The following is a 12,198-nucleotide window of genomic DNA, read 5'->3' on the forward strand; positions in this document are numbered from 1 at the left end:
GGACTCAGCTCAATATGGAGATGGTCCCAAGGTATTTCAAGGCGCGCGGCAGATTGTCGCAATCCAGACTGTCCAGCCAATGCAGGTCAGTCCAACTGCGCAGCCAGGTGAACTGGCGTTTCGCCAATTGGCGCGTGGCAATGATTCCACGCTCCTGCATCTCGGCTGACGTCAGCTTGCCATCCAGGTAGTCCCAGACTTGGCGATAGCCTACTGCACGTATAGACGGCATCCCGGCATGCAGGTCACCTCTATTACGCAGGGCTACGACCTCGTCAATGAATCCCTGTTCCAACATTAAAGTGAATCTTTGTTTAATTCGCTCGTGCAGTACCTGGCGATTTGCCGGGGCAATAGCCAAGTTCGCGACAGTATAGGGCAATTGTTGCTGTCCCGAAGCGGCTGCTTCGGTACTTTGCACAGATTGTTGCAAGCGTAGCGCAGTCATGCTCTGACCGCTTACCCGATAAACTTCCAGCGCTCGACTCAGACGCTGCGGATCGTTCGGATGAATACGCGCGGCAGAAACCGGGTCGATCACTGCCAACTGGTCGTGCAGGGCTTGCCAGCCAAGGCGTGCAGCCTCTTCTTCGATCTGTGCACGCACTTGCGGGTCGGCGGCCGGCATTTCCGCCAGACCTTCAACCAAAGCCTTGTAATAGAGCATCGTGCCGCCTACCAGCAGCGGAATTTTTCCGCGCGCGGTGATCTCGGCCATGGCTTGCAGGGCATCACGGCGGAAATCCGCGGCCGAATAGCTCTCGGCCGGGTCGAGAATATCGATCAGACGGTGCGGATATTGCGCCAGCAGCTCTTTGGAAGGCTTGGCGGTGCCGATGTCCATGCCACGGTAGACCAGCGCCGAATCGACGCTGATCAACTCGCAAGGCAGGACTTTGGTGAGTTCGATGGCCAGGTCGGTCTTGCCGGCGGCGGTCGGGCCCATCAGGAAAATCGCAGGTGGGAGCTGGCTCATCAACGACCGCGCAAGAACAGTTTGTCCAGATCGTCCAGGCCCAGTTGGGTCCAGGTCGGTCGGCCATGGTTGCATTGACCGCTGCGCTCGGTGTTTTCCATGTCACGCAGCAGGGCATTCATTTCCGGCAGGGCCAGACGCCGGTTCGCCCGAACCGCGCCGTGGCAGGCCATGGTCCCGAGCAATTCGTTCAGGTGCGCCTGAATGCGGTCGCTGGTGCCGAATTCCATCAGGTCAGCCAGCACGTCCGCCACCAGCCGGTTGGCTTCGGCCTGCTTGAGCAGGGCCGGGATCTGTCGGATGGCCAGGGTTTCCGGGCCCAGGCGCTGCAACTCAAAGCCCAGGCGCTGGAACCAGGCGACATGTTCCTCGGCGCAATCGGCTTCACGCTGGCTGACGGCCAGAGACTCCGGCACCAGCAACGGTTGACCACTCAGGCCCTCGCTGGCCATCGCCACCTTCAGGCGCTCATACATGATCCGCTCATGGGCGGCGTGCATGTCCACCAGCACCAGGCCCTGGGCGTTTTCCGAAAGGATGTAGATGCCCTTGAGTTGTGCCAGCGCATAACCCAGCGGCGGGATGTCGTCCTGCCCGGCCGGCAGCGCGACGGCATTGGCCTCGGGCAGCGGCGCAAAAAACTCGCGGTAGGCGGCCTGCGCTTCGGCGACAGGAACACCGGACTGCGGGCGCGGCGTGTATTGATACTGATAACCCGCGCCAGCACCCGAACCTGCCGGCGCATTGAACGACGGTTGGGCCTGAGGCTGTTCCAGCAGCGCATTGGCGGCCAGGCGCATTTCGCCCTGGGGTCCGAATTCACCGGCTTCGAGGCCAGTAGGCCGGACGATGGCCGTGGCAACCGGTGCCGCCAGATGATCGTCCGGTCGCACATCGCCCAAGGCGCGGTGCAAGGTGCCGTAGAGGAAATCATGGACCATGCGTCCTTCGCGGAAGCGCACTTCGTGTTTGGTCGGGTGCACGTTGACGTCGACACCGGTCGGATCGACTTCGAAAAACAGTACGAAGGTCGGGTGCCGACCGTTGAACAGCACGTCGCGATAGGCCTGGCGTACCGCGTGGGCCACCAGCTTGTCGCGCACGGCACGGCCATTGACGAAGAAATACTGCAAGTCGGCCTGGCTGCGGTTGAAGGTCGGCAGGCCGACCCAGCCCCATAGATGCAGGCCGTTGCGCTCAATTTCGATCGGCAGGGCCTGTTCCAGGAAGCCCGGCCCGCAAATCGCCGCCACGCGCCGGGCACGGGCCGCATCGTCATGGGCCTCGTGCAGGCTGAGGATGGTCTTGCCGTTGTGGCGCAGATGGAACGCCACATCGAAGCGCGCCAGGGCCAGACGCCGGATCACTTCCTGCAGGTGATCGAATTCGGTTTTTTCGGTCTTGAGAAACTTGCGTCGTGCCGGCGTGTTGAAAAACAGGTCGCGCACTTCAACCGAGGTGCCCACCGGATGCGCCGCAGGCTGCACGCGCGGCGCCATGTCACGGCCTTCGGTCTCGACCTGCCAGGCCTGATCGGCGTCGCGGGTGCGGGAGGTCAGGGTCAGGCGCGCGACGGAGCTGATCGATGCCAGGGCCTCACCGCGAAAGCCCAGGCTCATGACCTGTTCGAGGTCTTCCAGGTTGCGGATCTTGCTGGTGGCGTGGCGGGCCAGCGCCAGCGGCAGGTCATCGGCGGAAATGCCGCTGCCGTCATCGCGCACCCGCAGCAATTTGACGCCGCCCTGCTCCACATCGACGTCGATTCGCCTGGCACCGGAGTCGAGGCTGTTTTCCAGCAGCTCCTTGATCACCGAAGCCGGGCGCTCAACCACCTCACCGGCGGCAATCTGGTTCGCCAGTCGTGGGCTGAGCAGTTCGATGCGAGCGCCGCTGTTCACGACCTGATTCATTCTTTGGCCGCCAGTTCAGTGCCCGGAATGGTCAGGTGCTGACCGATCTTGAGCTCATCGCTCGACAGGTTGTTGGCACTGCGCAGGGTCGCGGGCGACACCTGATAGCGCACGGCGATCATCGCCAGGGTCTCGCCCGGGTTGACGCGGTGGTCACGCGGCCCCTGCACGATCTTGCCGGAGTCGCGCAGCCAGGCAATGTAAGTGCCCGGCGGCGGGTTCTGCTGGAAGAACTGGCGCACGCCGCTGCTGATCGAACGCGCCAGTGCCTGCTGGTGGCTCGACGCGGCAAGCTTCGAGGCTTCGTTGGCGTTGGAGATGAACCCGGTTTCCACCAGGATCGACGGAATATCCGGCGACTTCAGCACCATGAACCCGGCCTGCTCAACCCGTTGCTTGTGCAGCGGTGTCACCCGGCCGATGTTGCTCAAGACTTTCTGGCCAACGTTCAGGCTGGAGGTCAGGGATGCCGTCATCGACAGGTCGAGCAGCACGCCGGCGAGCATGCGGTCCTTGTCATCGAGGCTGACGTTGCCGGCACCACCGATCAGGTCGGAACGGTTTTCGCTGTCGGCCAGCCAGCGGGCGGTCTCGGAAGTCGCGCCGCGATCGGACAGGGCAAATACCGAAGCACCGAAAGCGGCGGCAGAAGGCGCGGCGTCGGCGTGGATCGAGACGAACAGGTCGGCGCCTTTCTTGCGGGCGATTTCGGTACGGCCGCGCAACGGAATGAAGTAGTCGCCGGTACGGGTCAGTTCGGCGCGGAAACCTTTCATGCCGTTGACCTGCCGTTGCGTTTCGCGAGCAATCTGCAGCACCACGTCCTTCTCGCGCTGGCCTCGGGAGCCGGAAGCCCCCGGATCTTCGCCACCGTGACCGGCGTCGATCACCACTACGATGTCGCGTTTGCCAGCCGGGGCTGGCGGCAATTTGATAGCAGGTTCCGTCGGCGTGACCGGCACGGCGGGCATCGTGGCAACCGACGGTGTCGGCGCTGGAGGAGGCGCGGCATCCGCGGCGTTATCGAACAGATCGACCACCAACCGGTTGCCGTACTGGGCGTTCGGCGCCAGGGAGAAGCTTTTCGGCGTCACCGCCTTTTTCAGGTCGATGACCACCCGCAGGTCGGTCGGCGTGCGTTGAGCCGAGCGCATGGCGGTAATCGGGGTGTTCGATGTGTTGACGTTGAGTGGCGCACCGAGGGTCGCACCATTGATGTCGATAACCAGGCGATCCGGCGCGGTCAGGGTAAAGACGCTGTGTTGCACCGGGCCGGTCAGGTCAAACACCAGACGTGTGTTGTCCGGTGCCCGCCACAGACGAACACTGTTGACCTTCGTATCGGCCACAGCGTCGACGGTCACCGCCAGAAACAACACCCCTACGGCAGCAACCAACGCGCGAAAGCGCATACCTAACCCCATCATTTATTTGGATTCCAATGCCAAAGCGGCACACCAGGCCTCGCCACGCGAGCCCTGGGATAAAATTTTCAGCGAACGCCCGCTGTCTTGCGGGCTAATGGTAATGGTCAGGTCCGGCTTTGGCAAAAAGCGTGCACCTTTGTCGGGCCACTCGATCAGACACAGGGCATCGTCTTCGAAATAGTCGCGGATACCGAGGAACTCCAGCTCTTCCGGATCGACCAGTCGGTACAAATCGAAATGGAAGGCGCGAATGTCGCCAATCTCGTAGGGCTCAACCAGGGTGAAGGTCGGACTTTTTACGGCCCCTACATGCCCCAGGCCGCGGATGATGCCTCGGGACAACGTGGTTTTGCCCATCCCCAGGTTACCCTCGAGGAAGATCAGGCCATGGCCTTGGGTGATTCGGGCAATGCGTGCGCCAAAGTCGCTCATGGCCTGCTCATCGGCCAGGTACAGGGTTACTTCAGACACGGTGCTTGCTCCTCCAACAACTGACGAATGACTGGAATCAGATCACTGGCCGCCAGCCCACGGCCCAATTTTCCTTGTTGCTCGCCGGCATTGGCGTGGAGCCAGACTGCCAGGCAGGCCGCGTCGAAGGGTTCCATGCCCTGGGCCAGCAATGCGCCGAGCAAACCGGCCAGTACATCACCCAGACCGGCAGTAGCCATCGCCGGGTGGCCCTGATGACAGACGGCCAGCCGTCCGTCGGGACTGGCGATCAGGCTCCCGGCCCCCTTGAGCACCACGACCGCCGAATATCTCTTGCTCAATGCATGGGCCGCTGCCGGTCGGTCGGCTTGAACCTGCGCCGTACTCATTCCGAGCAAACGCGCCGCTTCGCCCGGATGCGGAGTGATCACGCAATCCCTGGGCAAACTCACACGCTCCTCGGCCAGCAGGTTCAGCGCATCGGCGTCCCAGACTTGCGGCAACGGTGCGTTAGCGGCGGCCGACAACAAGCTGCGCCCCCACCCCGCCTGCCCCAGCCCTGGACCGACCACCAACACGGAAACCTTTTGCAGCAAATCCATCAGCTGATTGGCCGAGGAAGTGCCCAGCACCATCGCCTCGGGGATCCGCGCCAGCGCGGCCGCGACATGTTCGCTGCGGGTCGCCACCGACACCATACCCGCCCCGCTGCGCAGCGCACTTTGCGCGCTCAGCAGAATCGCACCACCCAACCCGCGGTCGCCACCGATCAGCAACACATGGCCAAATCTGCCTTTGTGGGAAGCCGGTGCCCGCGCCGCTGGACGCGGCAGGTTAGCCGCAGTCAGGCGACGGGCGGTGAAAGCAGCGCCTTCTATCAACCGGGGGTCTGCGTGCAAGTCGTTGAACAGCAGTTCGCCGACCACATCCGCCGCCTCGCCGGTGAATAACCCCAATTTCAAGCCGATGAAGGTCACTGTCAGGTCGGCCCGCACCGCCAGGCCGAGGATGCGCCCGGTATCGGCGCACAGTCCTGAAGGAATATCCACTGCCGCGACCGGCAGCCCGCTCACATTGATCGCGGTGATCGCACCGACATAAGGCTCACGCACCTCGCCACTCAGGCCGGTGCCGAGCAAAGCATCCAGGACGATGCCGCGCAATCCGGATTGTGCCGTCCAGGGCTCGATGAGCACGTTTTCAGACACCGCCTCGGCATGGGCCAAAGCCGCGTCCCCCTTCAGGCGCTGCGGATCTGCCACCGCCAACACCCGGACGGACCATCCTGCACGCTGGGCCAACACGGCCACCAGATACCCGTCCCCGGCGTTGTTGCCATGGCCGGTGAGTACCGTCAGTTCGTTCGCTGTCGGCCATTGCCGCACCAGCGCCCGCCACGTCGCCCGCGCCGCGCGCTGCATCAATTCGAAGCCCGGTGTGCCGGCGGCGATCAGGCTCGCGTCGAGTGCTCGCACCTGGGCGGCACTGTACAGCGCGTCGGGTAATTCATCTTTAGTGTGCGGCATGCGTCTTCGGGCTCCGATGTCTGGCAGAATTATACGCACCTCAGCTCCGGTTTCTCTCGCCTCATGCCTGCTATTACCACAGACCTGCCTGCCCTCGCCCAATCCATCAAGGACTGGGGCCGCGAGCTGGGCTTTCAACAAGTCGGCATCAGCGGGCTCGACCTGGGCGAGCACGAGCAACACCTGGAGCGCTGGCTCGCCGCCGGCTACCACGGCGAGATGGACTACATGGGCGCCCATGGCAGCAAACGCTCACACCCGGAGGAACTGGTGCCCGGCACTTTGCGCGTGGTTTCGCTGCGCATGGACTACCTGGCGGGCGACACCCACATGGCGAAAATGCTCGCCCAACCGGAAAAAGCCTACGTCTCGCGTTATGCCCTGGGTCGCGATTACCACAAATTGATCCGCAAGCGCGTGCAACAACTGGCGGACAAGATTCAGGCAGAAATCGGCCCGTTTGGGTTCCGTGCCTTTGTCGACAGTGCACCGGTGCTGGAAAAAGCCATCGCCGAACAGGCCGGCCTGGGCTGGATTGGCAAAAACACCCTGGTGTTGAATCGCAAGGCAGGCAGTTATTTCTTCCTCGCCGAGCTGTTCGTTGACTTGCCGCTGCCGGTAGACCCGCCCCACGCCACCGAACACTGCGGTCGGTGCAGGGCCTGCCTCGACATCTGCCCAACCAATGCTTTCGTCGGCCCTTATGTGCTGGATGCCCGGCGCTGCATTTCCTACCTGACCATCGAACTCAAAGGCGCGATCCCGCAAGACCTGCGGCCGCTGATCGGCAATCGGGTGTTCGGTTGCGATGATTGCCAGATTGTCTGCCCCTGGAACCGCTTCGCCCGCCCGTCCGGTGAAGGCGATTTCAAGCCGCGGCACAACCTGGACAACGCCGAACTGGCGGAACTGTTCATGTGGGATGAGGAGAAATTCCTGAGCAGCACCGAAGGCTCGCCACTGCGTCGGGCGGGCTATCAGAGCTGGCTGCGCAACCTGGCGGTGGGTTTGGGAAATGCGCCTTCAACGATTCCGGTGCTGGAAGCGCTGAAGGCGCGGCGGGATTATCCGTCGGAGATGGTCAGGGAGCATGTCGAGTGGGCGTTGCGCCAGCATGCCAAACGGCTATCCGGTCAGGAGTGACCACCGATTTGCAGGATCTTCACCTCATGACTGCTTTCATGAATGGAAAATGTGACCCGATCCTTTCCACCCAGGCGCACTGACCATTGGTTGCTGGTGCCACCATACTTTTCAAAATCCGGATTGCTCATGAATGTGCTCGCTGCCTTCGGATGAAGTCCTTGGTCGAGACCATCCCGGAATATCGTCCATTCGCCCAGCTGGGATGGCTTCATTTCGGCCGGTATTGACTCGTCGCCAGCCCCGGTGCGGGTCCATTTCGCTGGAGCGCTTGTCTCACCGTCAGCTGCCAGAGCGGCCCGGGCATTTTTTTTCGCCCCTTTGCCTTTGAGCATCGGTGGCGGTTTCTTTGCCTTGCCTTTTTTCATGCCGCTCGCCATCGCCTTGGCCGCCGTTTTAGGATCGCCGCTCAAACCCGGCTTGAAGGCACCGGCGATTTTGTTGCCGGTCTTGATCGCGCCTTTGCCCAACGCGCCCAGACCACCCACCGCAGACATCCCGCCGGTGGCCAGACTGGCCCAGCCGAGCACTTCGCCGACGCCCGATTCAGGGGCAAGTTCGTCCACGACAATGCCGGCAATCGCCAACGACGTAGACGTAGCGGCGAGTGCCATACACATCAATGTCAGCGGTGTTGCGGCGCCCGCAGTGACGACGCTGAGCGCCAGGCCGGCGACCGCCAGGGTGATTCCCAGCACCGCCTCCCAGACGTGCCCGGTCGGATCCATCCGATTGATCGGGTCGCCTGCGCAATACGCATAGGGATTCAAGCCACCGGCGCCGAACGGACTCAGGCTGTCCGGACTGAGAAAACGCATCAGCGCCGGACTGTAGGCGCGATAGCCATTGCCCAGCAGATACAGACCGGTCAGCGGATCGAGTGGTTCGCCATTGAACCCCAGGAGAGAAAACAACCCGCCTTCCGCCGGACGATGACCATAAGGGCTGTAGGCATGATGGCGACTCTGCGTGCCCTGCCTCTCGGACAGGACGCTCTGTTGCTGATCCACGCCGAACAGCATCACACCGGGATGGCTACCCTGCCGACTCTCGCCGAGCAAAACACCGGTCGGGCGTAACAGGGTGCTGGCGTCAGGTCCGCCAATATCGTTGATTACTTGCCCGTCGCGGTAGAACCGCTTGATCATCGGCCCCGCTGGCTGCGACAACCCGACCAGGCGGTCCCGGGCATCGTAGTGGTAGCTGCGCAGCACATCGCCGACGGCGCTGGCCACAGCGGTCAAGCGCCCGAGCGCATCGTATTCGAGGCGACGCGCCAGTTCGTCCTGGATCAGATGGCCGTTGGCGTCGTAGTGCAGGGTCACCGGCGCCGGGTAATCCGGATGACTGTTGCGGATGCCAATCAGTTGGGTGGGATCCTCGGCGCTGTAGTCGAACGATGCCAGGTTACTACCGCCGGGAAACTCGGTCTCCAGGCTGATGATGTTATCGAACGCATCGAAGGTGTAGCGCTGGGCGATGATCTCATGGCCCCGGGCATCGCGTGGTCGCCGGGAGCCACTGCATGAATAGTGGCTGAGCCGGCCACGCGCGTCATAGGTGAACGCCTCATCGCGCAAGTCCTCGTCGCCCTGCTTCAGAGTCTTCTGCGCCAGTTTGCCGGCCAGGGTATAGCTCGATGTCAGAACGCGCGGGGTTTCATCGCCGATCTGGAATGTACGCGAGACTTCACGCCCCAGATCGTCGTAGGCCAGGTGAGTCACCAGTGAACCCTCGCCAACCGCTGCTCGCGTATCAATGACGCTCAACTGGCCCAGCTCGTTATAGGCAAAAGATGCCTTCAGCGCCCGCTGCTCGAATGAGCGTGGACGTCCCGCATCGTCATAATCGGTCTTGTGTTCGTCACCCAGTACATCGATGCAACTGAGCGGGCGACCGCCCAGGGTATAGGTGTACGAACTGCTCTGCTGGCTGGCCGCGACCGTCGACGTTTCACGCTTGAGACGCCCCGAGGGGTAATACTCGAACCGGGTCTCGCACTCCTGTTCGACGCACCTCGCCAACTCACCCAGTCGGGGATGATAGTCATAACGGGCGAGCAATCCGGTGGCCTGTCGTTGCGTCATCCGCCCCCCCAGGCCGGGTTCGTAACGGAATTCGATCCGCTCGCCATCGGGCCTCTGCTTCCAGGCTGGCTGACTGCTGCCAGCGATATATCCGGCACTGCTCGTGCGGCCGCCGCAGCTGCTCTGGACCAAGCGTCCGAGCCCGTCGAAGCGCTGCTGGCCCACGGTGCGCCCGGCCATTGTCACCGCAACGGGCAAGGGCTCCCGGCTATGGGCCGCGTAGTCGGTCTGCACCGCATGACCATCAGGCAGGACGCTGCGCGTCAGGCGATCGAAAACATCGTATTCGAACGTAGTCCGGTTCCCGAGCGGATCGGTCTGGCCCACGCTACGACCCAGTCCATCGTATTCAAACAACTGCTTGCCAAGACTTTGCTCGCCGGTATCCAACAGTTCGATGCTCACCGGCTTGCCGAAATCATTGAAGAGGGTCACCGATTTGCCCATGCCTTCTTGCCAGGTCGTTTCCTGGCGGCTGACGGGATCGGCATCGCGATGCTCCCGGCGACCATCGGGGCGAATCGTGGTTTTGACTTCGCCCCAATCATCAAAAACAAACCGGGTGTGCAGCGCCCGTGTCTGTCCAGGCCACCAATCGGTGTGCACTTCGCCAGTCAGTTGGCCCAGCCGGTCATGACTCGCGGCATATACCTGGCGAAATTCGCCGGGGCTCGATTGATCAGCGTCTTGCTCTTCGATTTCGATTACCCGACCGATGCCGTCGTAGCTGATTCTTTGCTGTACGCCGTTAGGGTCCGTGATGATGGATTTCGCGGACGAGCCTGGCCCATTGGCCGGTAGATATCGGGTCAGGCGTGTCGCCGCAACATCGCTGCCGGGGGCGATGGTCTCGCTCAGCACCCTGCCGAGGCGGTCGTAAGTAAAAACGATCTGCCCTTCATCCTCGTTCTGCTCCGACAACTTCAAACCGTTGGTTGCCGAAAACCTCAGGCTCGATGTTCTGCGGGCGCCATCGAAGCCGATCTGCAGGGTTTGCAGGTCCAGCGTCGAGGTATCCAGGGTGTAATGAAATTCGGTTGCGGACGCCTGGCCATTGTAGGTGACAGTCTGTTTTTGCAGCAGACCGTGACGCTGGGTGTCCGTCGGCAGATCGACATAGGTCAGATCGGTCTGCGAGCGCAGGGTGTCGTTTTCATCTGATCGCTCATAAAACGTCTCCTGAACGAGGACAACGTGGGAGCCGGCCGCTTGAGGCTCGCCAAGCAATTGATAGCGATAACGGAACTCGGTGGTCGCGGCGCTGGCGAAGCCTGGCGCCGGCAACACGGTTCGGTGCTTTTCGAAGCGTATGAAACCCAACGGGTCGGCGGGACAACCTTCGTCGCCGTTCGCCGGATAAAACTGCGCAAGGGTCACCACGCCGTTCGGTGCGACGTGTCTGAGCAGATTGCCCGAGGCATCGAAATCGGTTTCGGTCACTTCCTCGCACTTGGTTCTGGTCTTGCGATTTTCATGGAGCAGCGTCTGCACTCTGGGCATGCGAAACTGCGCCGGCTGCTGGTCAAACGACTTGTCCGGCTCGACGTGATACTTGATCGTCTGGGCGGTCAACGCCTGATTGCAGGTCGTCACTTGCGAAACCAGCAAATGATATTTGTTGTAGGTGCGCTGGGTGCGACGGTGCACTTTGGCGCCGTCCATCAGTGTTTCCATGGAAGAGTACTGATAGTCCGACGAGCTCTGGTAAAGCGTGTCCCCGTCCCGAGACCAGCGAATATCGTCGTCATCGAAGCCCAGAAAATTGGTCTGCGAAAACTCATAGTTTGTGGTGATGGAAGGTTGCTGCTGCCCCGGGTACAGCGTGTGAGAGATCACATGGGGAATGGACCTGAACGGCGCATCGGGCGGAAGCTGGTGGCCTGCTTCCTCGTACCCGATCAGCTCACGCGCTCCCAAAGGCGATTCGACTTTCGTCAGGCAGGTCAGCGCACCTTTAGGCTCATAAGTCAGGGACCAGGTGCCTTCTTCCGGCAACCTGATGGACGTCACCTCATCGTTGACCAGTTTGAGCGCAAACGTCACCGCACATTCGGTGTCGGGATATTCGGTCAGTGATACCTGGCCAGGCGTCCGGGTAACTGCCAGCAATGTTCGTCGGTCATCGCGCACCTGTGACAGGACCGGCTCGCCGTTGATGGAAATGTAATCGAGCATGATCGCTGCACCGTTGGCAGCAACAATTCTGATCGGCACCGCCATGCCGCTGGCGCCATAAACCTGCAGCTCCTCACGCAACCCGCTTTTGTGCACGACGTCAAAACGCCCGGGGCCGGGACACAGCACTTTGAGCGTTTCCAGCTTCAGTTCGGCAAACACCAGTTGTGTAGACGTCTGGCGTGCTTTGTAACTCTCCCCGCCCGACAAGGTGAGTACACCGCTGACCACATCGTAATGTGTCAGGGGCATCGACCAACCCTTGCCAAAACCGCTGTCGCCGCCATTGAGCGGGCTGAAAAACAACCTGATGGGCAACGTCGGGCCGGTCAACACGCCGCAGGTCACCTCGCCCAGCGTCAGCGAACAGGTGTAAAGCCCCGTACGGGGATCGATGCCACCCGCCAGGAACTCACTGAAATTGAATGCATTGGATTGAATGCTTGCCTGTTTGATCTTCATCTGAAGTCCTTTCAAATGTCATGGCGTAGTATTTTTAAAAGCCTGAACAACGACTTTTGC

7 protein-coding genes are annotated in these 12,198 nt (G+C 61.7%); 1 reads left to right on the plus strand and 6 read right to left on the minus strand.

Annotated elements, in window-relative coordinates; all coding sequences use genetic code 11:
- Positions 1-4 precede the first annotated feature (4 nt).
- Genes miaA through KW846_RS15340 form a run of 5 tightly spaced genes read right to left on the minus strand, consistent with a single transcriptional unit; the run spans position 5 to position 6,271 of the window.
- The gene (miaA, locus tag KW846_RS15320; RefSeq protein ID WP_218483169.1) at positions 5-976 is read right to left on the minus strand and encodes a tRNA (adenosine(37)-N6)-dimethylallyltransferase MiaA; all 972 of its coding nucleotides are present in this window, start codon (positions 974-976) and stop codon (positions 5-7) included.
- The gene (mutL, locus tag KW846_RS15325) at positions 976-2,886 is read right to left on the minus strand and encodes a DNA mismatch repair endonuclease MutL (protein WP_007973255.1); all 1,911 of its coding nucleotides are present in this window, start codon (positions 2,884-2,886) and stop codon (positions 976-978) included. Before mutL ends, miaA begins: the two co-directional genes overlap by 1 nt.
- Positions 2,883-4,313 carry an N-acetylmuramoyl-L-alanine amidase gene (locus KW846_RS15330; protein ID WP_371321752.1) on the minus strand — a complete coding sequence of 477 codons (1,431 nt, stop codon included), beginning with the start codon at positions 4,311-4,313 and terminating at the stop codon, positions 2,883-2,885. Before KW846_RS15330 ends, mutL begins: the two co-directional genes overlap by 4 nt.
- Positions 4,314-4,784, minus strand: a complete 471-nt coding sequence (gene tsaE / locus KW846_RS15335; RefSeq protein WP_218483171.1) for a tRNA (adenosine(37)-N6)-threonylcarbamoyltransferase complex ATPase subunit type 1 TsaE — start codon at positions 4,782-4,784, stop codon at positions 4,314-4,316.
- Positions 4,772-6,271, minus strand: a complete 1,500-nt coding sequence (locus KW846_RS15340) for an NAD(P)H-hydrate dehydratase (RefSeq protein WP_218483174.1) — start codon at positions 6,269-6,271, stop codon at positions 4,772-4,774. Before KW846_RS15340 ends, tsaE begins: the two co-directional genes overlap by 13 nt.
- A gap of 63 nt (positions 6,272-6,334) precedes the next feature.
- Between KW846_RS15340 and queG the strand changes: the two genes are divergently transcribed.
- On the plus strand, positions 6,335-7,414 hold the full coding sequence (queG, locus tag KW846_RS15345) for a tRNA epoxyqueuosine(34) reductase QueG (RefSeq protein WP_218483176.1): 1,080 nt from the start codon (positions 6,335-6,337) through the stop codon (positions 7,412-7,414).
- Here the strand turns inward: queG and KW846_RS15350 are convergent.
- A complete protein-coding gene (locus KW846_RS15350; RefSeq protein ID WP_218483178.1) occupies positions 7,405-12,138 on the minus strand; it encodes an RHS repeat domain-containing protein in 4,734 nt (1,577 codons plus the stop codon). The genes queG and KW846_RS15350 overlap by 10 nt on opposite strands.
- Positions 12,139-12,198: the final 60 nt, after the last annotated feature.

Origin of the sequence: Pseudomonas sp. PDM32 (genome assembly GCF_019219225.1) — a bacterium.
GTDB classification, from domain to species: Bacteria; Pseudomonadota; Gammaproteobacteria; order Pseudomonadales; family Pseudomonadaceae; genus Aquipseudomonas; species Aquipseudomonas laurylsulfatiphila.

Excerpts from the sequence above, each read along its gene's own strand:
- miaA (WP_218483169.1), bottom strand. The coding sequence starts at position 976 with ATGAGCCAGCTCCCACCTGCGATTTTCCTGATGGGCCCGACCGCCGCC.
- mutL (WP_007973255.1), bottom strand. The coding sequence starts at position 2,886 with ATGAATCAGGTCGTGAACAGCGGCGCTCGCATCGAACTGCTCAGCCCA.
- KW846_RS15330 (WP_371321752.1), bottom strand. The coding sequence starts at position 4,313 with ATGATGGGGTTAGGTATGCGCTTTCGCGCGTTGGTTGCTGCCGTAGGG.
- KW846_RS15340 (WP_218483174.1), bottom strand. The coding sequence starts at position 6,271 with ATGCCGCACACTAAAGATGAATTACCCGACGCGCTGTACAGTGCCGCC.
- queG (WP_218483176.1), top strand. The coding sequence starts at position 6,335 with ATGCCTGCTATTACCACAGACCTGCCTGCCCTCGCCCAATCCATCAAG.
- KW846_RS15350 (WP_218483178.1), bottom strand. The coding sequence starts at position 12,138 with ATGAAGATCAAACAGGCAAGCATTCAATCCAATGCATTCAATTTCAGT.